At 66.1% G+C, this 26,097-nt stretch carries 18 protein-coding genes; 6 read left to right on the top strand and 12 right to left on the bottom strand.

The genetic code is table 11. From position 1 onward, the window contains the following. Positions 1-144: 144 nt before the first annotated feature. The 5 genes from AC30QB_RS18430 to AC30QB_RS18410 all read right to left on the bottom strand — a co-directional run bounded on the left by AC30QB_RS18430 (position 145) and on the right by AC30QB_RS18410 (position 11,749). Positions 145-813 (bottom strand): Pr6Pr family membrane protein, encoded by a 669-nt coding sequence (locus AC30QB_RS18430; RefSeq protein ID WP_489547717.1) that lies wholly within the window; start codon positions 811-813, stop codon positions 145-147. 54 nt (positions 814-867) lie between these two features. Beyond that, complete coding sequence (locus AC30QB_RS18425) at positions 868-1,758, bottom strand: YihY/virulence factor BrkB family protein (RefSeq protein ID WP_489547716.1); 891 nt, start codon at positions 1,756-1,758, stop codon at positions 868-870. Positions 1,759-1,823: 65 nt separating this feature from the next. After that, positions 1,824-4,919, bottom strand: a complete 3,096-nt coding sequence (locus tag AC30QB_RS18420) for a caspase family protein (protein ID WP_489547715.1) — start codon at positions 4,917-4,919, stop codon at positions 1,824-1,826. Beyond that, positions 4,901-10,081 (bottom strand): two-partner secretion domain-containing protein, encoded by a 5,181-nt coding sequence (locus tag AC30QB_RS18415; protein ID WP_489547714.1) that lies wholly within the window; start codon positions 10,079-10,081, stop codon positions 4,901-4,903. The genes AC30QB_RS18420 and AC30QB_RS18415 overlap by 19 nt, the downstream gene beginning before the upstream one ends. Positions 10,082-10,093: 12 nt before the next feature. Next, on the bottom strand, positions 10,094-11,749 hold the full coding sequence (locus tag AC30QB_RS18410) for a ShlB/FhaC/HecB family hemolysin secretion/activation protein (protein ID WP_489547713.1): 1,656 nt from the start codon (positions 11,747-11,749) through the stop codon (positions 10,094-10,096). A 308-nt stretch (positions 11,750-12,057) separates the two neighbouring features. On the opposite strand from AC30QB_RS18410, the gene AC30QB_RS18405 reads away from it, so the two are divergent. Next, entirely contained in the window at positions 12,058-14,304 is a 2,247-nt protein-coding gene (locus AC30QB_RS18405; protein WP_489547712.1) for a M6 family metalloprotease domain-containing protein, read from the top strand. Between the two features lie 85 nt (positions 14,305-14,389). Here the strand turns inward: AC30QB_RS18405 and AC30QB_RS18400 are convergent, their stop codons facing one another. Both AC30QB_RS18400 and AC30QB_RS18395 read right to left on the bottom strand, forming a co-directional pair. After that, positions 14,390-14,923: an SRPBCC family protein gene (locus AC30QB_RS18400; protein ID WP_489547711.1), complete on the bottom strand. Its 534-nt coding sequence runs from the start codon at positions 14,921-14,923 to the stop codon at positions 14,390-14,392. Further along, complete coding sequence (locus AC30QB_RS18395) at positions 14,920-15,318, bottom strand: ArsR/SmtB family transcription factor (protein ID WP_489547710.1); 399 nt, start codon at positions 15,316-15,318, stop codon at positions 14,920-14,922. Before AC30QB_RS18395 ends, AC30QB_RS18400 begins: the two co-directional genes overlap by 4 nt. A 155-nt stretch (positions 15,319-15,473) precedes the next feature. Here AC30QB_RS18395 and AC30QB_RS18390 point away from each other — a divergent pair, with 155 nt between their 5' ends. Then, on the top strand, positions 15,474-16,226 hold the full coding sequence (locus AC30QB_RS18390) for an SDR family NAD(P)-dependent oxidoreductase (protein WP_489547709.1): 753 nt from the start codon (positions 15,474-15,476) through the stop codon (positions 16,224-16,226). Between the two features lie 69 nt (positions 16,227-16,295). Here AC30QB_RS18390 and AC30QB_RS18385 read toward each other — a convergent pair whose 3' ends face one another. Further along, positions 16,296-17,636: a type II toxin-antitoxin system HipA family toxin gene (locus tag AC30QB_RS18385; RefSeq protein ID WP_489547708.1), complete on the bottom strand. Its 1,341-nt coding sequence runs from the start codon at positions 17,634-17,636 to the stop codon at positions 16,296-16,298. Continuing rightward, on the bottom strand, positions 17,630-17,881 hold the full coding sequence (locus AC30QB_RS18380; RefSeq protein WP_489547707.1) for a helix-turn-helix domain-containing protein: 252 nt from the start codon (positions 17,879-17,881) through the stop codon (positions 17,630-17,632). The genes AC30QB_RS18385 and AC30QB_RS18380 overlap by 7 nt, the downstream gene beginning before the upstream one ends. 157 nt (positions 17,882-18,038) lie before the next feature. Here AC30QB_RS18380 and AC30QB_RS18375 point away from each other — a divergent pair, with 157 nt between their 5' ends. The 3 genes from AC30QB_RS18375 to AC30QB_RS18365 are packed head-to-tail and all read left to right on the top strand — an operon-like array spanning position 18,039 to position 20,588. Beyond that, the gene (locus tag AC30QB_RS18375; protein ID WP_489547720.1) at positions 18,039-19,025 is read left to right on the top strand and encodes an XdhC family protein; all 987 of its coding nucleotides are present in this window, start codon (positions 18,039-18,041) and stop codon (positions 19,023-19,025) included. A 49-nt stretch (positions 19,026-19,074) separates the two neighbouring features. Beyond that, on the top strand, positions 19,075-19,854 hold the full coding sequence (gene aat / locus AC30QB_RS18370; protein WP_489547706.1) for a leucyl/phenylalanyl-tRNA--protein transferase: 780 nt from the start codon (positions 19,075-19,077) through the stop codon (positions 19,852-19,854). Beyond that, complete coding sequence (locus AC30QB_RS18365) at positions 19,851-20,588, top strand: arginyltransferase (protein ID WP_489547705.1); 738 nt, start codon at positions 19,851-19,853, stop codon at positions 20,586-20,588. Before aat ends, AC30QB_RS18365 begins: the two co-directional genes overlap by 4 nt. A gap of 6 nt (positions 20,589-20,594) precedes the next feature. Here AC30QB_RS18365 and AC30QB_RS18360 read toward each other — a convergent pair whose 3' ends face one another. The 3 genes from AC30QB_RS18360 to AC30QB_RS18350 are packed head-to-tail and all read right to left on the bottom strand — an operon-like array spanning position 20,595 to position 23,347. Beyond that, entirely contained in the window at positions 20,595-21,890 is a 1,296-nt protein-coding gene (locus AC30QB_RS18360) for a TRAP transporter large permease (RefSeq protein WP_489547704.1), read from the bottom strand. After that, on the bottom strand, positions 21,887-22,357 hold the full coding sequence (locus AC30QB_RS18355) for a TRAP transporter small permease (protein WP_489547703.1): 471 nt from the start codon (positions 22,355-22,357) through the stop codon (positions 21,887-21,889). Before AC30QB_RS18355 ends, AC30QB_RS18360 begins: the two co-directional genes overlap by 4 nt. Before the next feature lie 3 nt (positions 22,358-22,360). After that, positions 22,361-23,347, bottom strand: a complete 987-nt coding sequence (locus AC30QB_RS18350) for a sialic acid TRAP transporter substrate-binding protein SiaP (RefSeq protein ID WP_489547702.1) — start codon at positions 23,345-23,347, stop codon at positions 22,361-22,363. A gap of 111 nt (positions 23,348-23,458) precedes the next feature. Here AC30QB_RS18350 and mutS point away from each other — a divergent pair, with 111 nt between their 5' ends. Next, positions 23,459-26,083, top strand: coding sequence for a DNA mismatch repair protein MutS (mutS, locus tag AC30QB_RS18345; protein WP_489547701.1), 2,625 nt, complete (start codon positions 23,459-23,461; stop codon positions 26,081-26,083). Positions 26,084-26,097 lie beyond the last annotated feature (14 nt).

Below are 26,097 nucleotides of genomic sequence, written 5' to 3'. Positions count from 1 at the left end.
GATGGACTGCAAGGCGCAAAGCGCAGCGATACCCGCAGGTATCGCGAGCATTTGCAACGCCGCAGGACGCCCAAAGCGAGGATGCGCCGTTCGCGAGGGACTTGTTCAGCGTTGCCTTAGCCTTGCCGGCGTTGAACTTCGCCTTCATGTGCGGGCCACCGCGCGCGCCAGGCCCATCAAGACCCAGCCCACGACCCAGGCCACCAGCAGCAGGCCTACCGCGTTCACGGCCGTCTGCGCATAGCCAAGCTGCGTGACGTCGATGAACGGGTACGGATACACCCCCAGCACCTTGCCGCGCACCAGCGCATAGGCGAAGTACGCCAGCGGGTAGAGGCTCCAGGCCAGCGGAGACCACCAGGGGAAGCGCATCTTGCGCATCTTGAACAGCCAGTACCCGCCATACAGCAGCGGTGTCACGTAGTGCAGGGTCACGTCGGCCAACCACTGCAGGCCTTGCGGGTCCCACACGTGGCGCAAGAGGAAGTGATAGGCCATGCCCACCACCGTGATGCTGGTGGCCGCACAGGCCGCCACATGTGGCCGCGCGAAAAATCGGCCCCCTGCGCTCGCTCGCCACACGACCGGCAGCGTGAGGGTGAGCGCCACGAACAAGTTGGTCAGCACGGTGAAGTAGCCCAGGTAGGCCACCAGCCCGTCAGCCCAGCTCTTGCCGTTGCTCTGCGCCAAGCGCAACGAGAGCCACAACTGCAGCAGCACGCCGGCCCAAGCCACCACGCCCACGGTGATGCGCAACGGCCCGCGCTCGCCGGTGAGCGGCAAGTCAAGGTCCTTCAAGGGCTGTACGGTCATGGCGTGCTCGCGTGCATCGGGTCGCCGATTGTGCGGGCGACAGCCACGGGCCGATCACATTCCCGTCTGCAGCGGCTGCTCGTGCGGCTCTTCAATGCGCTCGTACTCCGAGATCACCTGTGCGCCGAAGAGCAGCAGCCCGGCGGCGATCTCCAGGCTCAACAGCACCACGATGGCCGTGGTGAGCGAGCCATAGACCACGCTGACCTGCGACAGCGTGCTGAAGTACCAGATCAGCACGTGGCGAGTGATCTCCCACAGCAGCGCCGCCGTCACGCCACCGATGAGCGCGTGCCGCAGCGCCAGATGCCCGACCGGCATCACCAGATAAACCGACGTCAACACGAAAATCTCGCCCGCCACCCCCAGCAGATAAAGCAGCACGCCGGAGAAGCCGCTCAATGACCACTCGCGGCCCAGCAGATCAAAACTCTCTTGCCCCATCACCTGCAGGCTGCCCGCAACCAGGGTCACCAGCAACAGCCCGGCGCCCAGGGTAAGGATGTAGCCATAGGGCAGCAGTGCCGACACCAGAAAGTGCCGCCGCTGCGCCACCACGCGGTGCAGAAAGATGATCGTCATCGCGCTTTCGAGCACGGTGAAGGCGAGCGAGCTGAAGAAGAGCATGGTCACCAACAGCACCGAGCCGATGAAGTCGCGGTGCGTGAGAAAGTTGCCCAGCTCGGCGACGATGGCACGCGACTGGCCCGGCACCAGCCACTCCAGATAGCGGCCGATGGTGGCGAGCAACTCGGCCTGCTCGATCACATGCGACAGCGCGATCACGATCAGGATCAGCAGCGGCACGATGGACAGCAGCGCGTAGTAGGCCACCGCGCCCGCCAGCAGCAGGCCCTGGTTGGCGCGGAACGCCTTCACCACCTGCAGTGCAAAGCGGCCTGGGTGGGCGAGAACGTGAAGAGCAGGTGGGCTGAGCAGTCGCATGGGCTGACCTTAGCCTGTCTGGGCGAAAGGCGCCGCACGCAATCGCAAAGCCACTCGACTTTTCTCTACGGGCCAGCCAAGGCCGCACCGGTGAGGGCCGGGTTCGCCGTGAGCGTGGGCGTCTGCACCGCCCTGCCCGCTGTCTTGCGCGGCACGCTCTTCAGGATCTCGCTCACCCTCGGTTGCACATAGTTGAAGGCCCCTTGCAGGGTCACGGCGCCGCCCGGGCCTGGCGTGGCCTTGCCCGAGAGGGCTTCCATCAGCGCATAGGTGAAGGCGCCGTGCTTAGGCGCTGTGCCCGTGGCGTTTTGCGGGATCTCGTACGACTCTTCATCGCCGCGCGATGCCGACAGCACCGCGATCTGCGCCGAGGCACTGCGCTTGGACAGCGCATACGGGTCGCTGCGGCCATCGGCGCTGCCCGAATGGCAGGTGTCGAGCACCAAGATGCGCTTGCCGGGCACGCGTTTGAGCAAGGCATGCAGCTCGGTGCCGCTCATCAGGCTGGCTGCCGCACGAGCCTCCACCGGCTGGCCGGGCTTGGCGCTGAAAACGGCCAACAGGTCTTGCTGGCTCGCATCCTTGGTGACGAAGTAGTACTCGCCCGAGGCCGGGTCGGGTGTGAAGCCGTGCGAGGCCACGAAGACCAGCACCGTGTCTTCAGCGCTCACCTGCTCCAGCTCTTTCAGGCGCGAGACGAGGTTGGCCTTGGTCGGCTTGTCTGGCGCGTCTTCGGTGAGCAGCACCGTGCTCACGCTGCTGAAGAGCTTGCCTGTGTGGCGCTTGAGCACGTCGGCCAGTTCGCGCGCATCGTTGCTGGTGTTGGGCAGCTGGCTCACGCGCACCTTGCAGCTTTTGTCGGCCTCGCAGGCCAGCACGCTGTCGAAGCGCGACACGCCAGTGATCACCAGCCAGAGCTTGCCGGGCCTGGCGCGCCCGGCCACCGGCAGCGCCAGCGGGGCCGATTCGTCGATGCCCAGCGAGCGCTCGGTCTCGGCTTCGACACGGATCACCGACGAGGCGCTGCCCACGCGCGCGGTCACCGTGCGCGTGACGCGCTGCGACTCTGCGGTACTCACCGTGCGCTCGGCCGCGCGCAGCACCGGCACGCCGTCCACATACACGCCCAGTTCGCTGATCGGCTGGCCGGTCGATTCGGCACTCAGGCGCACGGCCAGCGTGCCGGGTTCACGGCCGGGGGTGATGGACTCGATGCTCACGCGCGGCGCCGCCATCTGCCGCAAGGTGTCGGCCAGCTGGTCGGCAGCGGCCACCGCGGCAAGCCTGGAGGGCCGCAGCGCCACGCGCACGAGGTCGGGCCGGTACAGGCGCCGCTCGAACTGCACCGCGCGAAAGAAATCGGGGCTTTGCTGGTCACCCCGGTTCACCAGCCAGCCCACGTACTGGTCGCCTTGCGGTGACGACGCGTAGTAGCCATCGCCGCGCCAGGCCACCCAGTCGCTGCCGTTGCTGTGCACGAACAGGCCGAGCAGCTCTTTCGCACTGTCAACGCCGTACCAGCGTATGGTGCCGTCGCCGAGCGCTACCACCACCAGTTTGCCGTCGGCGGTGATGACGGTGTGGAACGCGGGCGCCGGCAAATAGGGCGGTGTCTCCCAGGCCTTCAGCGGCTTGCCTTGCGCGTCGAGCAGGCGCAGCCGCCATTGCGTGCCGAGCGCGGCCAGCGGCAGCGTGGCATGCACCGCCCAGCTCCACACGCTTTCCTCGCGCTCCATCGGCACGGGGTGTCCGTTCACGCGCGTCGGGTCGCGGTAGGCGTAAATGCCGGTGCGCGTCTCCACACGCAGCGCGCCGCTGCGGCGCGCCGGCAGCAGGGCCTTGTCGTCCAGGCCCTCGGTGCCGAGCACGGCCAACTGGTTCTGCGCGCCCAGGTTCACGCGCAGGCGCGAGGCATCGCCACGCGCGAAGGTCAGCGCCTGCCCATCGGCCGAGACGCGAAACGCATCGGCCTCGCCACGCAATGTGTAGAAGTCGATGTTGTTCGGAAGCACCTGTTGAGATCGACCCTCTCGGTCGATCACCACCTTGCCGTCGGCGCCCACGCGGGTGATGGACGGCACCGTGGTCGACAACACGATCTGCCCCTGCGGCAGTGGCAGCATGTTGCTCACCTGCTGGCGGCCCACGTTCCAGCGCTCCAGCGTGCCGGTGAGCGGCTCTCGCACGCGGTAGATCGGGGTCGGGCCCTCGCCTTCCACATTGCCGTTGACATACAGCGTGCCGCTGTCGGGCGACCAGGCCACGCAGCACAGCGACTGCTGGTCAGGCTCGGCGCTGCGCAGCACGCGCCGCACGGCCAGCGTGGTGGCGTCCATCAACGTCACCTCGGGCTGGAAGCGGCCGCCGTCGGCGCGGTAGCGCACACCGAAGGCCAACCATTTGCCGTCGGGCGAGAAACGGATGCCGCCGAGCTCTGAGCCAGTGCACTGCGGCTGGCCGGCCGCCACCGGTGGGTACTGGTTGCGAAAGGCGAGCGCCAGGTCGCCGGCAGTGGCGGGCTTGTAGACACGCACGCAGCCGTCTTCGGACGTCGACGCCAGCCTCCCGTCGGGCGCAAAGTGAACGAAGGTCACCGGCGCGGCATAAGCCGCATCGGCCGAGAGCGGCGCGCCGGTTTCCGCGTCGATGAGTTGCAGGCCGCCGCGCGCCAGGCCCACCGCCAGGCGCTTGCCGTCGGGCGAGAGGTCGAGCGAGACCACGGCGTCGTTGTCGAAGCGGCCGATCTTGCCGACGATGCGGCCGCGCTCGGCATCCACCACATAGATGTGCGCCGCGCGGTTCCATTGCCAGCCCGTCACGCCGCCCACGTACACGCGCTGGCCGTCGCGGCTCACGGCCAGGCCGTGCGGCGTTCCTTCGAGGCCCGCCTCGGCCGGCAAGTAGATGCTGCGCAGCGGCTGCAGGTCTGCCATGCGCCAGATGCGCAGGGTCTTGTCGAGCGACACGCTGTACAGGCGCGAGAAATCAGCGTCGGCGCGAATCTGCCCGACCGGCGCGTTGTGCATCTCCTGCACCACACGCAGCTGCGGCGTGGAGCTGGGCGCTGCGGCTGCGGCCAGGCCAGCAAAGCCGCCCGCCAGAACCAGCAGCCACTTGCGCCACACCGCGTGGCACGACAGCACTACTTCGCCGCCGAGCAATCCCGCTCGGTCTTGCTTTCTGCCGATTGAACCGGCTGCAGCGACTCTGGCGCGCACAGCGTGCCCCCACTGCTAGTGGCCAAGCGGTAGCGGTGCTTGAACACATTGAAGGCCGAGCCAGGCACCGCGCCACCGCGGCCCAGGTCGGCTTGCGAAGCAGCGCGCGTGCCGAAAATCACCTCGCCCTCGACGGCCGCAGCAGAAGGCCCGCCATCAGCACCCGCCACCGGCAGCGCCGGCACCGAGCCGTCAGCGAGAGCCGCAGCGCTGGGTGCAGCGGGAGGCGCAGTGCCGCTGCCCGTCTGGCCTGCAGGCACTGTTGCGCCAGCCACCGCTTGACCGATGGCAGCACCCGCGCCGGTGCTGCCGGCCGTGCCGCCCGCTTGTGCGCCAAAGCCTGCGCCGACACCGGCGAAGCCCACTGTGCTGTTGTTGAACCCGGGGATGCCACCCAGGCCGGGGATGGCTACACCGGTGTTGGAGTCAAAGACAAACGCGCCGTTCGACACGTTGATGACCCCGTCATACACGAACACCCGAGTGCCGGCCCGACTGGGCGATGTGACAGCCGACGACGAGTCGTCCAGCACCCCAGCCACCTGGAAGGTGTTGGGCCGCCCCCCCAGCGAGCTGGGAATGGAGATGGCGCCGAAGGGTGTGAGCTGCTGGCGGTCGGGCGTCATCAGCGTGTAGCTGGGGGCGACCGTGGCCCCACTCTGCAGCGGTGTGCCGGTGGCGGGGTAGAGGCTGGCCGTCACGCTCACGCCGTTGGCCGTGCCGGGGGCGCTGAGGGCCGGCGTGTCCAGGCGAAGCTTGGCGGTGCTGCCCGCGTCGCGCCAGCCGGTGGCAACCCAGGCGCTTACCTGCGTCGCCCCGGAAGGCGCGGCGTTGGAGAGCGACGAGAGGTTGATGTTGTTGAGCGTGGGCGTGGCAATGAGCTGGGCTGAATCCTGCGCACCGCTGGTGCCGGGGATGATCTGAAAGACGTGAGTGGCCGTGCCTGCCCCGGTGGGCAAGCGCACGAACTGGGTCACGAGCGAGTTGCTGCTGTCGAGGTAGGTGCGTGTGGCGAGAGCCTGCACGGTGACCGAGAAGATGCCATCGACCGGCACGGTCGCGGGCAGGTTGATTTCGGTGAGCTGGGTGCTCGTTGCAAAGTCAACCCGCGAAAAATACGACGTGCCGCTGCTCGCGCTGTCGATCATGTCGATGGTCGAGCTCCAGACCACGCTGCTGCCATCGCCGGCTTCGCGAAAGCCCAGCACCTTGAGGCCTATGCCCATTTGCGCCGCCACCACACCCGCGGCCGTGGGCGCCGAGACGATGGGCGTTTGGCTCGGTGCCGTGAGCGTGGGCGCGGGGTCGCTCAGATGCATGGCGGTCTGCGGCGTGTGATTGGCCACACCCGCCACCGAGGTGGTGCCGATCTGCACCAATCGGCTGGCCGCCGTGCCGCTGGTGGCGCCGACCAGGGTGCCGACGTTGGCGGAATCCTGGTAGTTGGCCACGTTGTTGGCCACTTCGATCTTGGCGATTTCCTGCTGCACCACCACCGGCGTGTGCGGCCCGTTGGTCGGGTCGGGTTGAACGGCCAAGCTGGGCACACCTTGCACGCCATAGATGGTCTGGCCGGCCTGGGCGTAGCCAGGCGCCACCAACTGGTTGGCGGTCACGTTGTAGATGTTCAGGTCGGAAGCCAGAAAGGAGCTTATGTCGATGTAGCCCACCATCTGGTAGCTGCCATCGCTGTTGCGCACGCGGATGCCGGTTGCATCGACCAGAAAGCCCGCCGCGTCGGTGACCACCTGGTGCAAGGGCGGCGGCGCGCCGGGGCCGGCTTCGTACCACGAGGTCACGAAGGTGTTGATGGGCAGCTGGGCCATCTCCAGCGTGTTGTCGAACATGGCGAGCACGCGCCCGTTGATGCGTATGCCGTAGCCAATCTTCTGGTCGTCGCCGCCGCCGCGCACACCATCGGCGCCCACTGAATCGAAGCCACGAGAGTAAACGCTGCTGCCGAGGTAGACGCCATCGGTGGCCTGGGTGTTGCCACCGGTGAGTTCGATGTCGCCCTTGTTCACGGCGATCTCGTTGTTGCTGATGATGCGTCGCCCGGCGGTGACTGAGAGGCCCGGCGTGGTGTCGGTTGCGTTGGCGTTGCCGTCGAGGTTGAGGCCGTTGAGTTCCACCGAGCCTTGCGGCGCGCTGATGACCATGCGGCCCACGTTGGGCCGGTACTGCGCCAGGTAGCCGCGGGCGTAGTCCACATAGCCGGTGTTCAGCAGCACGGGGTTGCCGGCGAAGGTGCCGCTGGCGTTGCCGCCGAGGCCACGCTTGAGGGTGACGTTGCCAGTGTCGGCGGTAAGCTGCACGCTGTTGTACGCAATCATTTCACCCACCTCCACATCGTTGGCTGCGTGCACGCTGATGATGGAGCGCACGGCGTCGACCCCGGCGTCGAGCGTGGCGTTTTGCGCTGCATCAGTGCCTGTGGTGCTCGCCAAAACACGAATGGCCCCTTGCCTGGAGTAGAGGTCGATCGTGCCGGAGCGGGTTTGAATGTCGCCGTTCACGCTCATGTCACCGGAGCTCAAAACCCTGATGTTGGCCGCGTTGCCTTGGGCGCGAATGCCCGCATTCCCAAGCGTCACCGTCGAATTTTCCGACCACACCAGCACGTTGCCACCATCGGCACTGGTCGCAATTCCGGCACCGTTGAGCAAAGAGATCGCTCCGCCAGCAACGACCGACATCTCGCCTTGGCTGAACAATGAGCCACGCAGCGTGACCGTGCCGGAATCACTCTGGATGCTGCTGCTGTTCGTGCCTGCGACGCCACCAGCCAGGTCGATATCGTCGCGTGCTCTGATCTGAATGCCGACGGGCCTCGCAGCCGTGTTGCCGTCGACGCTCCCCGGAGCCGCTGCGATAGGCTGACTCACCGTCACGCTGCCGGCATCGGCCAAGAGGGACACAGTTATGCCGCCTGCGAGCACAGTCGCGACATTGACGCCTGCATGCCCCTCGATGTTCGTGCTATCCCCGGCTCGCACATTCAATGGAGCAGCTGTGGTGCCTGCCTGGCCGGAAGTTGCCCGAACGCTCACGCCCGATGCGCTTATCAGCCCTCCCTCACCGGGGGTTGCGCTATTCGAGGTGATGTCGCCACTGCTGCTGGTGATGAGAATGCCGTCGATGCCGGCATTGACCCCCGCCAGCGCTACCGGACCGGCAGCGTTGATGACAAGTCCGCGCACCGCTGCCGCGCCGCCGCCCGTCACGGCCTGATGCACGGTGACGCCACCACTGGTGGACGCGAGCGTGGCCATACCGGTGCTGATAACCGCGCCAAGGTCAATGGCCTGCCCCGCCGCGGCGCTCACCGTGCCCGCCGACAGCAGCCCCACGTTGTTGGCCGCAGTGGTGATCGTGGTGGCGGCATTCACCTGCACATTGCCGGCCGTGCTCTGGATCACCGCCGTGGCCAGGCTCACACCGGCATTGCGGCTGCGCACCGTGGCATTGCCCTGCACCAGCGCGCCGTTGAGGCTGACAGCGCCAGCGCCGTCCACATTCAAGCTCGCCACCGGCGCAGCGCTGCCGTTGGCGGTGGCCGAGATGAGGGCGTTGCGCACGGCAACCGCGCCATTGGCGCTGCTGATGTCGACGTTGCCACCGCTCAGCACCTGGCCGAGGTTGACCCCCGCGCCGCCCCTCAGCGTGGCCGCGCCGGTGCCGGTAAAGAGCAGCGCACCATCGGCCGCGCTGAGCGTGCCGCTGGTAGCGGTGAGGTTGAGCGCGCCATCGTTCAACGCAATCGTCTGGTTCACCGTGAGGTTGTTGCCCGCGGTCAGCGTGAGCCCACCGCCTCTCACGCCACCACCGCCAGCCACCAGGCCGTTGACTTCGGCGTCGACCGTCACGTTCTGGTCGGCCGCGAGCGTGACGTTGGTGCCGCGGGTGAGGAAGTAGCGCAGCTGGTCGGCCGAGATGTCGGAGTCGCCCGAGGCCACCGTGGTGATGCGCAGGTTGGTGGGGTCGATCAACAGCGAGCCTTGCGCACCGTGCGCGGCCGACACGTCGACGTCGCCCATGAAACCAATGCGGCCCTTGGCCGACACCTCCACCTGCCCACCATCACCGCCTGCCGCCCCGCCTCGTGCTTCGATGCGCCCAGTGAACTGCGTGCTGCCGTCAGACAGCACTTCGACCTTGCCGCCCTGGCCTTGCTCGACGGCGCTGGCATCGAGCGTGCCGCTCACCGCCACGCGGGTGTTCGCGTCGCCCTGCAATGAGATCACCCCCGGCGCTGTGGCAAACGATGTGGCGCGCACCACGCCGCTCACGTTGATGAGGTTGTCGACCAGTTGCTTGACGGTGGCCACGCTCAGCTGCACGCGGCCGCCTTCGGCCACGATGCGGCCCGAGTGGTCCACGCTCGCGGCCAGCGGGTTGCCGCTTGCGTCGGTGAGCGCGTTCATCGCAGCGGGGTCGACGATCAGGTTGACGAGCTTGTCGCCGTACAGGTCGAGCACGAAGGCGTCTCCTGCTGCGAGCGCCACCTTGCCCAGGCGAGCGGTGATCACACCGTTGTTGTCCACGTTGTGCCCCACCAGCGCCGCGAAGCCGCCCTCGCCCACGGTGATGCTGCCTTGGTTCTCAACCCGTGCACCAGGCTTGCCGGTTTCGCTGAATTCAAGCCGCCCCGCCATGAAGTTGGCGTTGCTGATGTTGGACGTGCTGGCGGTGAGCGAGCCCACATCCACCTGCGCCGTGCGCCCGAACAAAATGCCGTTGGGGTTGATCAGGTAGACCTGCCCGTTGGCCGTGATGCGCCCGAAGATGGCCGAAGCATCGTTGCCCACCACGCGGTTCAAGATGGCCGCGCTGGCATTCGGCTGGATGAAGTTGACCGCCTCGCTGCTGCCCACGTTGAACGAGCGCCAGTCGATGGCCGCGCGCTGCGAGCCTTGGGTGATGGTGGTGGTGGCGCCGCTCTGCTGGATGCCGGCCTGCCCGGCAGTCACCGTGCCGCCTTGTGGGGCCGCGAAAGCCAGCGGCACGGCCAGCAGCGCCGAGGCCGCCACGCCGGGGCGGAACATGCGCGAGATCTCGAGCGCCAGGGGGCGCGCGGTGAAGTGGGTGTGATGCTTGCTTTTCATGGGGCTTGCCTCTTAGAAATCGATGCCGACGCCGGCGAATACGCGGGCGTTGCGGTTGCCTGCGCTGGCCACGTCCTTGCGGCCCGGCTTGGCCACTTCCAGGTAGCCGCGCGTGCGCCAGGGGCCGCTGAAGCGCACACCCAGGCCCGCCGCCGACAACGAGGTGGAGATATACGAACCGTCGGCTTGGCGGCGCTTCACGCTGCCGGCGTCGCCATACACATAGAGCGTCGACGCGATGCGCGCACCCCCGAGGTCGTAACGCAGCTCCAGCTTGCCGGCCGAGCCTTTCTCGCCTATCACTTCCGACGGGTCAAAGGCGCGCAAGAAGGTTTCGCCGCCCAAACCCAGCTGCTCCGCGGTGGGCAGCTTGTCGCTCGACTGCTGCGCCGTGAGCGCGAGCAAGGCCGACCAGTTGCGCGCGAGGCTTTGCAGGCGCGCCGCATAGACACTGACTTTGCTGAACTGCGGGTTGGCGTCGACACCCGGGTCGCCCTCTTTCGACGCGCCCAGGCCGGTCAGGCCCTTGGACCACTCCAGGTCTAGCAGCGAGATGCCGCCCCAACCATCGGCATAGTCGGCGGCCAAGCCTATGCGCGCCGCCCTGATGTGGTCTTCAGACGCGCGCGTGCCGGCGATATCGGCCCTGTTGTCGTATCCGTTAACTCCCCCGCGCAACGACAGGTTGCTTTGGCGGCTGCGCAGCAGTGGGTAGGCCAGGCCCACCGAGACGTTGTTGCTGCGGGTGTCTATGTTGCTGGAGGCGAGGCCGGTCTCGGGCTCTGAGCGCGAGGCAGACGCACCCAGCTGCAGCTTGAGCCCGTTGCCGCCCAGCGGCAGGTCACCGGCATAGGCCAGCAAGTTCAGGCGCTTGTTGCCAGAGGTGACGATGCGAAGGCTGTGGCGGTCGAAGCCTGCCATCAGGCCGTTCACCTCGACACCGGCTTCGTAGCGCAATCGGCCTTGCGAGGGCGCGCTGCGGTTGTGCGCCGACAGCGAAAACTCGGTGCGCTTCTGGCTGACGACGATCTCCAGGTCGGAGGCACTGGGCGTGGCGCTGGCGCGCAGGTTGGCCTGTGCCGACACACCCGGCAGCTCGCCGATCAACAGCAGCGCGCGCTCCAGCGTGGCCAGGCGCAGCGGCCGCTCGCGTTGCACCGTTGCCATGTAGGCCTGAAGCCTGGCCGGCGCGATGCCGGTGTAGGTGACCTGGTCGATGTAGCCTTCGATCACCTCGATGCGCAGCACAGCCACTCCGACGGTGCGTATGTCTTGCGCCGGAATGATGGCCTGCGACAGAAAGAAGCCGGCTTCTCGGTAACGCGCCGAAATGGCAGCGGCGATTCCGAAGGCCTCGGCCAGTGTGATGGGCTTGCCGATCAGCGGCGCCCAGATAGGCGCCAGAGTGTTGGTGGGCATGGCGAAGCTGCCGAAGAGCTGCACCTCGCCTAGCAGGAAGCGCACGTCCTTTGCGCCGGGAGGCACTTGCTCGGCAAAGCGCGGCGCCTCGATGCGCAGCGTGTCACGCCGCACCGGTTCGGGCAACGGGCGCGTGTCACGCTCGATGCGGCCGGGCTGCGCGGCGCCGGTCTGGGCCTGGGTGGGAGCGACAAGGCAAAGGGCCGCCACGACGACAACGAACAGCGAATGAAAGGGCAAGTGGCGCAAGACGGGTTCCTTTGAGTTGTGCCGACCGCGCGCGGGTGAACGCAAGAGAAGAACAATGACGGGAGCAGGAAAAGAGGAAAGGCCCAGCGCGCCGCGGCATGTTGCCCTTGCAGTGCGGGGTTTCACATCCCGTATTCGTATGAAATGGCCGCGCGTAACGCCCGCCTAACGCTGACGCGCAGTCGGCCACAGCGGACCCCCCACGTTTGAGCTTTCAACCTAGGGGATACACCAAGCACCGCAACGAACTATCTTGTTCGCATGCGCTGCGCGACGGTGCGCAGCCCTGCTTCCAAGGAGAGCACGACATGAGCGCCATCTTCGGTGAGACCCTCACTTTCGGCCAAGCCAACGGCCCCGACATCCGCCTTCGCGTGACCGGCGACGAGTTCTATGCCACCTACGAAACGCTGGACGGCTACACCGCGGTAAGCGACACCGACCGCGGCTTCTTCTGCTACGGCTTTCTGCACAACGGCACCTTGGTGTCTAGCGGCGTGCCGGTCACGGCGCTGCCGCCAGCGGGCCTCGTGCGCCACCTGAGAGAAACACTGGCCGTGCGCAACCGCCGCTTCGAAGCGCGCCGCGCGCGCATCCGCCCGGCGGGTGCGCATGCCGCCAACTCGGCGGCCCTCACCTTCGGCCCCAGCCAGGGTTTGCTGGAAGGCCGGCGCCTGGCCAGCGGCGCCGTGCGCGGGCTGACCATCCTGGTGGAGTTTCAAGACGTGCGCACCACCGTGTCGCAGGCGGACGTGAGCGACATGCTCAACGCACCCAACTACACCCGCAATGGCAACTACTCTTCGGCGCGCGAGTATTTCCGCACGGTGTCCACCGGCAAGCTCGACTACAGCAACGACGTGGTGGGCCCCTTCCGGCTCAGCCAGAGCCGCAGCTTCTACATCAACAACCTGCTGGTGAAAGAAGCGCTCGACCTGGCCGTGGCCTCGGGTGTGAACCTGGCCAACTACGACTCGCGGCACGAGGGCATATTAGATGCGCTCAACATCATGTACGCCGGCCAAACGCAATACGAAGGCGAGCTGTGGCCGCACAACTCCACCATCGCCCTGCGCTATGGCGCCATCTCGACCAACCTGTATTTGCTCACGAGTGCAGGCCGCAGCGGCGCTGACCTTTCCATCGGCACCTTCTGCCACGAAAACGGCCATTTGCTGTGCCGCTTCCCCGACATGTACGACTACGGCGCCGTGAACCGTGAAGGCGACGGTGTGCAAAGCGCGGGCATCGGCAGCTACTGCCTGATGGGCTCGGGCAACCACCTCAACTCGGGGCTCACGCCCTCGCCCGTGTGCGCCTACCTGCGCGATTTGGTGGGTTGGTGCGACAACGAGATCGTCTTGAACTCGACACCCGACGTGCAGGCCGTGCATGGCGACTACGACACCGTCATCAAGTACCGCACCGGCGCGCCCAATGAATACTTCATCGTGGAGAACCGCGCCAAGATCGGGCTCGACCAGCACCTGCCATCCAGCGGCTTGGCGATCTACCACTGCGACATCCTCGGCTCCAACGAGTTTCAGCAAGGCACCGGCCAGCGCCATTACCAATGCGCGCTGCTGCAGGCTGATGGCAACACCGACCTGGAGCACAACGTCAACCAGGGCGATGGCACCGACCTCTTCGCCGCAGTGAGCGGCGTGGCGCTGTCGGACGCCACCTCACCGTCCACCCGCCTGTGGAGCGGCGCAGACTCAGGCCTGGTGATGTCGAATGTGGGCGTGCCCGACGTGCGCATCGGCTTTCATGTGGGCGCGGCGGCAACTGCGCCAGCCGTGCATGGCGAGAACACCACCGCCATCGCCATCCCCGACAACAACCCCGCCGGCATCAGCAGCAAGATCCGCATGGCGGCCGCCGGCACGGTGAAGCGGCTGGCGCTGAGCGTCGACATCACCCACACCTACATCGGCGACCTGCTGGTGGAGCTCACGGGCCCGGGCGGGGCCAAGGCCGTGCTGCACAACCGCGCCGGCGCGAGCGCCGACAACCTGGTGCAACGCTACGACTCGGCTTCGGTCACGACCATGGCCGCGCTGGTGGGCGTGGGCGCCGAAGGCGACTGGGTGCTCAAGGTGAGCGATCTCGAAGGCCAAGACGTGGGCAAGCTCAATCGCTGGAGCCTGGACCTGACGGTCGAAGCCGGCGCCGGTGCCACCAGCGGCGAAACTTCGCCGCACGCCAACATCCCCGACAACAACCCGACCGGCGTGAGCAGCGTGATTGCCATCGCGCGTGCCGGTACGGTGAGCCAGCTGAAGGTGGCCGTCGACATCACCCACACCTACATCGGTGACCTGCGCATCGAGCTCAGCTCGCCGGCCGGCCGCAGCGTGGTGCTGCACAGCCAGCTGGGCGGTGGGCAAGACAACCTGGTGGTGACGTATGACTCGGCGGCGCCGCTGTCGCCCTTGTCGGCACTGGCTGGCCAGAGCATGCAGGGCAACTGGACACTGCGCGTGGTCGACATGGCGGCAGTCGACGTGGGCACGCTGAACAAGTGGTCGCTGGCAATCGTGCCGGCCCTGTAGAGGGCCACGGTGGCGCGAGGCATCGATACCTCAGCCTGAGCGGGCTGAGGGTATTCGACGCTTCACGCGCACCGCCCGTGCGCCGTCAGGCCGCCATGCGCTGGTCGTACTCTTTCTTCAGGATGCTCCACCCATCCCAGAAGGGCAAAGGCTCTTTGCCTGTCGAACGGGCGACCAGAATGTCGAGGTGCATGTGCCAGCCGGAGCCAAACATCGCCGTCGCGTTGCGGTCGGCCAGGCGACGGTGGGTCACGGTGAGCAGCACCTTGTCGCCTTTCGGCTCCAGCTCGAAAGACACGTCACCACTGCCGCTCCAGGTGATGGCGAGCTTGCGCAAGGGGTCGAGCTCGGTGATCTGGCTCTGCATCCGGTTCTCTTCGGGGAAGCCAGCCGGGCGCTGACCGGGCGGGTCGGTCAACTCATCGTTGCGCCAGACCAGCTCGACCGGTGCACCAACCTCCATCTGCATCTCACCCGCTGCCAGCCATTGGCGGCGCAGGTCGCTCTCGGTCAGGTAAGCCCAGACGCGCTCTATGGGGCCCGGAAGCAGGCGCTGGAGCGTTACGGTGGCGGGCTCGGTCAGCACGCCATAGGCATTGGGGGTTGCAAGTTCGTTCACTTGGACTTTCCTTTCTTTGGGGAGGTGGCTCTTTCGGGCGCGGGTTTCGAATGGGGTGATTGATGCTTGTCCTCTTCGTGCAGGAGCTGTTCGAGCAGATCCAGACGCCCAGTCCAGAAGGCTTCGTAGAAGCTCAGCCACTCGTGGGCATTGCCGAGCGGCCCGGGCTCAAGACGGCACAGGTGCGTGCGGCCACGCACCTCGCGGCGGATCAGGCCCGCGTTTTCCAGCGCCTTGATGTGCTTCGAAGCGGCCGCGAGCGACATGGCGAATGGCTCGGCCAACTGGCCCACCGTTCGCTCGCCCACAGACAGGTCTCGAAGCATGCGGCGGCGCGTGGCATCGCCGAGGGCATGGAACACGGTGTCGAGTCGGGCGGCTTGATATTCAACCATGAAGTTGAATATAGGCCGCCATCAACTCAATGTCAACCAATTGGTTGAATGATTTTGCCTGGCGCGCACGCACCCGAAATGCTCCAAGGCCGTTGGCCCGCATATAGTTTCGGCAGCCGAGTCGCGAAGAACCCGGCGATCAAAGGAGACACAGGATGAACCAACTCGACCTGAAAGGCCGGGCGGCTGTTATCACCGGTGGCGCCAGTGGCATCGGCTATGCAGTGGCCGAGCGCATGCTGAAGTCTGGCGCGGCGGTCGCGCTGTGGGACATCAACGAGGTGCAGCTCGCCAAGGCGAGCAAGACGCTCGCCGCGCTCGGCACGGTCAGCGCCGAGGTCGTCGAACTCACCGAAGAAGCCTCGGTCGACGCAGCGACGAAGGCCACGGTCGCCAAGCTGGGGCGGCTCGACATCCTCGTCAACAGCGCCGGCATCACCGGTGGCAACGGCAGCACCTGGGAGCTCGCGCCCGCCGTGTGGCGCCACGTGATCGAGGTGAACCTCATCGGCAGCTACCTCACGTGCCGCAGCGTCGTACCGCAGATGATCGCGGCAGGTTACGGGCGCATCGTGAACATTGCGTCGGTGGCTGGCAAGGAAGGCAATCCAAACGCCTCGCACTACAGCGCATCGAAAGCGGGCCTCATAGGCCTGACGAAGTCGCTCGGCAAGGAGCTCGCGAAGACCGGCGTGCTGGTCAACGCGGTGACACCCGCCGCCGCGAAGACGCCGATCTTCGATACGATGACCCAGGACCACATCGACTTCATGCTGTCGAAGATCCCAATGGGGCGATTCCTCGAAGTCGACGAGGCCGCCGCGATGATCGCGTGGCTCTGCTCGTCAGACTGCGCCTTCAGCACCGGCGCGGTGTTCGACCTGTCCGGCGGCCGGGCAACTTACTGACCTAGCCCTGCTGCTCGACGACAAGGTCGTCTTCCCGGTCGGGTCGTGCGGCATAGGCCGCGCCAACCCTCATCCCTTCCCCAACCGCAACGCCCCCGCCCTCATCCCCGCAAACACGACCTCAGCCACCCGCGCCGGAAAGCCTTGGGGCAACGCAGCCGACACCCGCCCCACCACCCCGTCGACCGCCTCCACGATCTCCTCACGCAACCCCGCCGCATCCCCCAGCCCCGCCTGCCTGGCGACCGCATCCCAGTGCCGCGGCAAGATCTCAGCCAACTTCCAGTGCGCGTTCTTGTTGCGCACTGCCATCGCCAGCCTCGCCTTCTGCCCACTCATCTGGTTCGCGCCGGTGCCCACAATGGGCCAGGCTGAAAGCACGTCGTAGAACGGCGTGAGGCGGTAGCCGCCGCCGCGGTCGTGGAAGAGAGAGAAGTTCTTGGCATGGCCGTCTGTGGCCGCAAGCAGCCAGAACACCATCTGCGCTTTGACGAAGGCGCGCTTGTCGGCATCTGCATTCACGCTCGCGTCGAGCACGCGCAGGATGTCGCGCATGCCCGGGCCGCCATCGGCTTCGTACTTGTGCGAGCCGGCCACGCCCAGCGCCTGGCAGAAGTCTTCTTGTGGCAAGCGGGCGATCCAGGCTTTGCCGCGCGCAGCGGGCTGCAGCGCCCGGTCGAAGCGCTCGACCATCAGCACCTTGCGCGCGCCGAAGGTAGTGATGCTGCACTGAGCAGTGGGCAGGCCAAAGGCATTCATGATCTGCGCGCACAGCCATTCGTTCTCCACCGATTCGTGCATGTCGGCCTGCAGGTTGCCCACCAGGCCCAGCGGCAGCTTCACGATGTGCGTGGTGGGCGTGGCACCCATCGGGCGGCACCAGCGCCCTTCGTGAAACAACAGCGCCGTCTTCTCTTGCGCGCCAGCAATCGAGATGCGGAACTCGTCGTCATCACGCTGACCCAGCACGCGCGCGCCGCTCAATGCTGCAGCAATCGCGCGCTCTACCCCCGCCTCGTCGAGTGGCTCGCATTCGATGCGGTTGTAGCCCTTGGGTGACTGGCCTAGCGGCAAGATTTGTATGGCACCCACACACTCGCGGCCTATGGCCTGCAGCAGATCGAAGGCCTGGGCTGAGGCGGCGGCAAACTTCTCGCGCAAGCGCTGGCGAATGGTGTCGTTGTCGGGTAGCAGGTTGTCGAAGTAGTTCTGCACCACCAGCCCACGGTGAGGCGCGTTGCCCGGCGTGAAGGGCATGGAAAGCGACAGCACGCGCGCCGCAGGCGACAGCAGCCACTCGTCGTCGTAGCGAAAGCGGTGTTCACCCGCCGCGCGCTCCCACTCGCCCACATGCTGGCCGTTCATCCAGATGGCAAGCGCAGGCAGCGCCTTGCGCACCGCAGTCACCATGTGGCGCCTTTGCTCGGCTCGGCAACGCCCTGGGTTTCTTCGATCACCAGCCTGCAGCCCATGCTGGCCACCATGCGCGCGATCTGGTCGAAGCTCGTGACCCCCGGCACGGCCTCGATGCGGGCAATGCGTTTCTGGTTGACGCCCATGCGCTCACCGAGCTCGGCCTGGGTGAGCTGACGGGATTGGCGCAGGGCGCGCAGCACGCTGCGCAGCTGCTGAGGGGTGTCGACAGGGTATTTCATTTTTACTATCTTAAAGTAGTTCTTCAATATTACCACTTAAAAGTAGTTTATTCAACAAACTACTCTCAAGTAGTACGGCGTCTGCTGATCGGGAAAGCTCGTGCTGTGTGCCCCTGCCCTGCGCGATACCATGACCCGACCTTCCGGAGCCCTCTCGATGGACAGCCTCGATCTCCAAGTTTTGACCCAGGCGCGCCAGTGGCACGCCGATGGCCACGCCGTGCGGCTGGTCACCGTCATCGAAACCTGGGGCTCAGCCCCTCGCCCGCCGGGCGCCCTGCTCGCCATGCGAGAGGACGGGCAGGTGGTGGGCTCGGTGTCGGGCGGTTGCGTGGAAGACGACCTGATCGAGCGTGTGCGCGCCGGTGACCAAGTCAACCACCCCTCGCTCGTGACCTACGGCGTCACCAAGGAAGAAGCCGCCCGCTTCGGCCTGCCTTGCGGCGGCAACCTGCGCCTGGTGCAAGAGCCACTCAGAGACCTGGCATGGATCGACGAGGTCTTGGCCCGCACACACCGGCACGAGCTGGTGGCACGCTGCCTTGAGTTGCGCACCGGCGAGGTGCGCGTGGAAGCCGCCACACGCGGCGAAGAGTTCAGCTTCGACGGACAAGTGCTGCGCGCGCTTTTCGGACCGCGCTGGCGCATGCTCGTCATCGGCGCGGGGCAGCTCTCGCGTGTGCTGGCGCAAATGGCCTTGGCGCTCGACTTCGAGGTGATCTGCTGCGACCCGCGCGAGGAATACCACCTCAGCTGGGACGTGCCCGGCACCACCTTCAGCCGGGCCATGCCCGACGACCTCGTGGTCGAGCTGCAGCTAGACCCGCACAGCGCGGTGGTGGCCGTCACGCACGACCCCAAGCTGGACGACATGGCTTTGCTCGAAGCGCTCAAATCGCCCGCCTTCTACGTGGGCGCCCTGGGCTCGCGCAGCAACACCGCCAAGCGCCGCGAGCGGCTGGCGCTCTTCGACCTGTCGGCACAAGAAATCAGCCGCCTTCATGGCCCCATCGGGCTCGACCTGGGTGGGCGCACGCCGGCCGAGATTGCGGTGTCTATCCTGGCCGAGATCGTGGCGGTGCGGCATGGGGTGATGCTGATGCAGAAGAAGCCGGTGGCGGCAACTCAAGCCTGCACCGAATGAGCAAGCCGCTCAGGCTGAGGTATCTGGGTTCTGGCACGGACGAACACGCATGATCCCGTGGCTGCGCCACCCGCTAGACCCCCTGCCCGACACACGGCTGGCGCTGCCTGCCGGCTCTGACGCACCCGGCCTGCTGGCTGCGGGCGGCGAGCTCACACCCGAGCGCCTCGTCGAGGCTTACAGCAAAGGCGTGTTCCCCTGGTACAGCGAAGGCCAGCCCATCTTGTGGTGGTCACCCGACCCGCGCATGGTGCTGTACGTCGACGAGTTCAAGCTGTCACGCTCTCTGCGCAAGACGGTGAAGCATTTTGCCTGGGACAAGCGCTGCGAGATCCGCATCGACAACGCTTTTCGCCGCGTCATCACCGCCTGCGCGAGCACGCCGCGCGACGGCCAGGGCGGCACCTGGATCGTGCCGGAGATGATTGACGCCTATTGCGATTGGCATGCGCTGGGCACGGTGCACAGCTTTGAGACCTGGATCCACGGCGAGCTCGTCGGCGGCCTCTACGGCATCAGCCTCGGCCGCATGTTTTTCGGCGAGTCGATGTTTTCGCACCGCACCGATGCCTCCAAGATCGCGATGGCCGCACTGGTGTGCTTTTGCCGCACGCACGGCATCGCTCTGATCGACTGCCAGCAGCGCACCGGCCACCTGGCGTCACTGGGGGCGCGCGAGATCCCGCGCAGCGATTTCGAAACCGCCATCACCCCACGTGTAAGGGAGCCCTCAATCAGCGATTGGTCCTATCATCTTGCGATGTGGGCGCAGCTGGAAACTGATCGTTCTGAAACCCACGGCGCGCCCCCCCAGGAACCTGGCCAGTGACCCACCCGAAAGAGCTCCCGCTCTCATCGATCCAGTTCTATGCCACTGCACCCTACCCGTGCAGCTATGTCGCGGGCCGCATGGCGCGCTCGCAGGTGGCCACGCCCAGCCACTTGATTCATGCCGACGCCTACTCAGGCCTGGTCGCCAATGGTTTTCGGCGCAGCGGCATGTTCACCTACCGGCCGTTTTGCGATGGCTGCCGCGCCTGCGTGCCGCTGCGCATCCCGGTCAAGAGCTTCGAGGCCACCCGCAGCCAGCGCCGCGCCTACAAACAGCACGCCAACCTGCAGGCCCGCGTGCTGCGCCTGTGCTTCGTGCCCGAGCACTACCAGCTCTACCTGCGCTACCAGGCTGGCCGCCACAGCGGTGGTGGCATGGACAACGACAGCGTCGACCAGTACACCCAGTTCTTGCTGCAAAGCCGCGTCAACTCGCGCTTGGTTGAGTTTCGCGAGCCCTCGCCCGACGGGCTGGGAGCGCTCAAGATGGTGTCCATCCTCGACATCCTCAACGACGGTCTCTCAGCGGTCTACACCTTCTACGAGCCCGAAGAGCGCACCAGCTACGGCACCTACAACGTGATGTGGCAGATCGAGCAGACCCGTTTGCTCAAGCTCAAACACGTGTACCTGGGCTACTGGATCGGCGAGAGCAACAAGATGTCATACAAGGCGCAATTCAAGCCGCACGAGTTGCTGGTGAACGAGCGCTGGGTGCCTGCCGAAGACTGACGCCGGTCACTTCCCCGCATAGCCCATGGCCTGCGGCAACCACAGCACCGTCTGTGGAAACAGCGTGATGATCAACAACGCCACGGTCAGCACGCCGATGAAGAGCCAGGCCTCGCGGATCATGGCCTTCAGCGGCACGCTCGCCAGCGCGTTGATCACGAACAGCAGCATCCCGAAGGGCGGCGTCACCATGCCGATCATCATGTTGACCACCACCATCACGCCGAAATGCACGAGGTCAACGCCCAGCAGCCGCGCGGTCGGAAGCAAGATGGGCACCAGCACCAGCAGCATGATTGAGGTGTCGAGAAAGCAGCCCAACACCAGCAACAGCAGGTTCACGCCCAACAAAAACCCGAGTGGCGAGAGCTGAAAGCTGCCCAGCCAGGTGGCCAGCGCGGCCGGCACGTTCTCCGCAGCAAAGGCGTAGTTGATGAGGAAGGCCGAAGCCACGATCAACGTCACGGTGGCGCTCGATCTCGACGACTCGATCAAGATCTCGTAGAAGCGCCGCCAGCTCAACGCGCGGTACACCACCGTGGCCAGGAACAAGGCATACAAGGCCGCAACGGCCGCCGCTTCGGTGGGTGTGAACACACCGCTGTAGATGCCACCCAAGAGCACCACTGGCAAGGTCAACGGCAGAAAGCCACGCACCAGCGCGCGCGGCAGCTCGCCTTTCGGCAAGGCCTCGCTGCGCGGCAGGTTTCGCCGCTTGGCAACGAGCTGCACGCAGATCATCAGCGCGGCAGCCATCAAGAGCCCGGGGATCACGCCGCCGAGAAACAGCGCGCCCACCGAAGTGCCTGACACCAGCGCATAGATCACCAGCGGAATCGAGGGCGGAATGATGGGCCCGATAGTCGATGACGCCGCAGTGAGCGCGCCCGAAAATGCCGCCGAGTACCCGTGCTTGGTCATCATGCGGATGCTCACGATGCCCGGGCCTGCGGCGTCGGCTATGGCGCTGCCGCTCATGCCCGAAAAGATCACGCTGACGATCACGTTGACATGCGCCAGGCCGCCGCGCACGCGGCCCACCAGTGCATGCGCAAAGTCGAACAGGCGCTCGCTGATGCTGCCCGAGTTCATGATGCTGGCCGCGAAGATGAAGAGTGGCACCGCCAGCAGCACATAGCTGTTGTAGAGGCCGTTGAGCACCTGCTCGGCCACCAGGCCCACGTCTTGGCCTTTCACCAGCAGATAGGCCACGCCGCTTGCCAGCATGCCGAAGCCGATGGGTAGGCGCAGCACCAGCGTCACCACCAGCATCATCAAGAGCACACCGAGCGCCAGGCTCACAGCAGCTCCTGCCAGCCCGGGCGCAGCAGCTTCCAGCCTTTGTGCAAGTACATCAGCACCAGCGCCAGCACAAAAATGAGGAAAGGCGCAAACACGATGGAAAACGGCACGCCCAACACCGCCGTGGGCTCGCGGTGCATGAAGCGCACGTAGTCGAATGCATAGGGCAGCAAGACGCCCATCAAGCCCACCATCAGCGCGGCGCCCGCCAAGCCAACTGCACGCTTGCCCTTGGGCGGCAGCATGGCGTACACCAGATCGAACATCACGTGCTGGCGCTCTTTGAGCAAGGTGGCGGCTGACCAGAACACCATCGCGATGTAGAGGATGACGACCAGCTCATCAGACCAAGCGAGCGGCCGGTTGAAGATGAAACGCGCCCCTACCTGCACGACGAACGTCAGGAACAAGAGCGCGAAAATGCCGGCCGCCAGCGCCTCGGCGGCCTGCTGCAAACGCTTGCGCATTGCCTACTTGACGTTGTTGATGCGTTCCAGCAGCCCCGACGGCCAGCCCTTGGCCAGGTCGGAGGCCAGGTACTTCGCCTGCACGGCCTGGCGGAAGGCGCTCACGTCGGGCGTGCTGACCTCCAGCCCTTCCTTCTTGAAAAAGTTGACCAGCTGAATCTCGTCTTGCATGCGGTTGTCGTCGTTGTACTTGGCAGCCGCCAATGCAGCGGCGCGCAGCTTGGCCTGCTGCTCCGGCTTGAGCCCGTTCCAGGTTTTGCTGGCGATGGCAATGAAAAGGCCGTCGACCAGGTGGCTGGTCATCACGATCTGCTTGGTGACTTCGTAAAACTTCGCCGAGCGCACGGTGGGCAGCGGGTTGTCTTCGCCGTCGATGGTGCCGGTCTTGAGCGCCAGGTACACCTCACCAAACGCGAGCGGTGTGGCGGTGGCACCTAGCGCATCGCCGAGGAACAACCATTCTTTGGTGGCTGGCATGCGCAGCTTCACGCCTTTCAGGTCGGCAGGCGTGCTGACCTTGCGCGGCTCGCGCAACGCCAGCTGGCGCGTGCCGAGGTAGGCCACGGTGAGCAGCTGCACGTCCATCTTCGCGGCCACATCTTTCGCCAGCTCGGCACCGATGGGGCCGTTGAACACCTTCTTCTGGTGATCGGGGTCGCGGATCAGGTAGCCCGCGGTGTAGATGGAGTACTCGGGCAGGATCTTCGCGATGTCTTGCGCCGACATGGCCGCCAGCTCCAGGCTGCCGCGCGCCATGGCGGTGGACTCTGCGCCTTGCTTGAAAAGAGAGCCGTTGAGGTGGATCTGCACCTCGAACTGGCCGGGCGCCGACTTCTCGAGCTCGTCTTTGAACACCGTCCACATCTTGGCGTGCCAGTCATCAGGCACGGCAGGGGTGGAGATGCGCAGCAGGGTCTTGCCCTGCGCGAAAACCGAGCCGGCCATGAGCAGGCTTAGCAAAGCGGCAGCGAATGCATGGCGACGGGTCATGGCGTCTCCTCTTGTTGTGGGCTGTCGAAAAGCGGCGATGTTACCGATGGACGACTGCACGACAATAAGCGCTGACCCTGGCGCTCTCTCTTTGGTGATCACCACCCCCGCATGAACTCCGCGACCCTGGCCCCCGACCTTTCTCACCACACCCCCATGATGCAGCAGTACCTGCGCATCAAGGCAGAGCACCCCGACACCCTGGTGTTCTACCGCATGGGTGACTTCTACGAGCTTTTCTTCGACGACGCCCGCCGCGCCAACAAGCTGCTCGACATCACGCTGACGCAGCGCGGCCAAAGCGGCGGTGAGCCGGTGGTGATGGCGGGCGTGCCGGTGCACTCAGTCGAGAGCTACCTCGCCAAGCTCATCAAGCTGGGCGAACCCGTGGCCATTGCCGAGCAAGTGGGCGACGTGGCCACAGCCAAGGGGCCGGTCGAGCGCAAAGTGGTGCGCGTGGTCACGCCCGGCACCGTCACCGACTCGGAGCTGCTGGCCGACAAGCGCGATGCGCTGCTGCTGGCGGTGTCGCAACAGACCAAGCGTGGCGTGGTCACCTATGGCCTGGCGTGGCTGGGCTTGTCCAACGGCCAGCTCGGCATGACCGAATGCCACGAGCGCGAGCTGGCCGGCTGGCTGGCGCGGCTCAACGCGGCCGAAGCGCTGGTTGACCGCGATCAGGTCCCGGCGGTGCTGGCGCACGCTCTAGCGTCGTCAAGGATGGCGCTGACAAATCGCCCAGCATGGCAATTCGACACCGCGCTAGGCCAGCGCAAGCTGTGCGAGCAACTTCGGGTGGCCAGCCTCGGCGGCTTCAACGCACAAGACATGAGCGTCGCGCAAGCCGCTGCCGCCGCCCTGCTGAGCTACGCCGAGCACACCCAAGGCCAAGCGCTGGCCCATGTGCGCACACTGACCGTTGAACGCGCCAGCGATTTGCTCGACCTGCCACCCACCACGCACCGCAACCTAGAGCTCACGCAAACCCTGCGCGGCGACGATGCGCCCACCCTGCTTTCCTTGCTCGACACCTGCCGCACCGGCATGGGCAGCCGCGCCCTGCGCCAATGGCTCACCCACCCATTGCGCGAGCGCCAGGTGGCCACGCAGCGGCACGATGCCGTGCAAGTGCTGATAGCCACTTCACCCGAGCCGCTGCGCGAAGCCTTGCGCCATGTGAGCGACGTTGAGCGCATCACCGCCCGCGTGGCGCTGCGCCAGGTGCGGCCCCGCGAGCTGACCGGCCTGCGCGCCACGCTGCAAGGCCTGCCCGCCTTGCGCACGCTGGTGCCGCCCGGCCAGGCGCTGCTGCTCGACATGCTGGCCGAGGCGCTGAGCCCGCCGGCCGCCATCGAAGCCCTGCTGCGCGCAGCCATCGCCGAAGAACCTTCGGTGCTGCTGCGCGATGGCGGCGTGATCGCCCCCGGCTACGACACCCAGCTCGACGAGCTGCGCGGCATCAGCCAGAACTGCGACGCCTACCTGCTCGACATGGAAGCGCGCGAGCGTACCCGCACCGGTATCCCCAACCTTCGCGTGCAGTACAACAAGGTGCACGGCTTCTACATCGAGGTCACGCAAGGCCAGGCCAGCAAGGTGCCCAGCGATTACCAGCGCCGCCAGACGCTGAAGAGCGCCGAGCGCTTCATCACCCCCGAGCTCAAGGCGTTTGAAGACAAGGCGCTGTCGGCGCAAGACCGCTCGCTGGCACGCGAAAAGATGCTGTACGAAGCGGTGGTTGACCAGCTGCAAGCGCACCTCGACGAGCTGAGCGGCCTGGCCCGCGCGCTGGCCAGCCTGGACGCTCTCACCGCGTTGGCCGAGCGCGCGACCACGCTCAACTGGTGCCGCCCGCTGTTCGTGCGCGAGCCTTGTATCGACATCGAAGCGGGCCGACACCCGGTGGTCGAAGCACGGCTCGCCGAGACCGGTGCCGGCAACTTCATGGCCAACGACTGCCGGCTCGACGCCACGCGCAAGATGCTCGTCATCACCGGCCCCAACATGGGCGGCAAGAGCACCTTCATGCGCCAGGTGGCGCTGATCGTGCTGCTGGCCGCGGTGGGCTCATTCGTGCCGGCCACGGTCTGCAGGCTCGGGCCCATAGACGCCATCCACACCCGCATCGGCGCGGCCGACGACCTGGCCAACGCACAGTCAACCTTCATGCTCGAGATGACCGAGGCCGCCGCCATCATCCACGGCGCAAGCGAACAGTCGCTGGTGTTGATGGACGAGATCGGCCGCGGCACGTCAACCTTCGACGGGCTGGCGCTGGCCGGCGCGATTGCCAGCCATCTGCATGAGCGCAACCGCGCCTTCACGCTCTTCGCAACGCACTACTTCGAGCTGACCGAGTTTCCGCTCAAGCACGAGCGCGCCTTGAATGTGCACGTGTCGGCTGCCGAGAGTGGCGACGACATCGTCTTCCTGCACGACATACAAGCCGGCCCTGCAAGCCGCAGTTACGGCGTGCAAGTGGCCCGCCTCGCCGGCATGCCCGGCACGCTGGTGCGCCAGGCGCGTGCTGCGCTCGAAGCACTGGAGGCGCAACAGAAATCGAGCGACAAGCAGATCGACCTCTTTGCCGCACCGGCACCGATGGTTGAAGCCGATACCTCGGCAGTGGACAAGGCGCTGGCCGCGATCAATCCCGATATGCTGTCGCCCAAGGAAGCGCTGGATTGCCTGTATCGCCTCAAAGCGCTCTCAAACCCACCCACCCGTTCGGGCTGAGGTATCGAAGCCCA

This window comes from Rhizobacter sp., assembly GCF_046595475.1.
Lineage (GTDB): Bacteria > Pseudomonadota > Gammaproteobacteria > Burkholderiales > Burkholderiaceae_C > Rhizobacter.
Note: the sequence above shows the minus strand (reverse complement) of the source record. Positions and strands in the feature narration are given on the sequence as shown.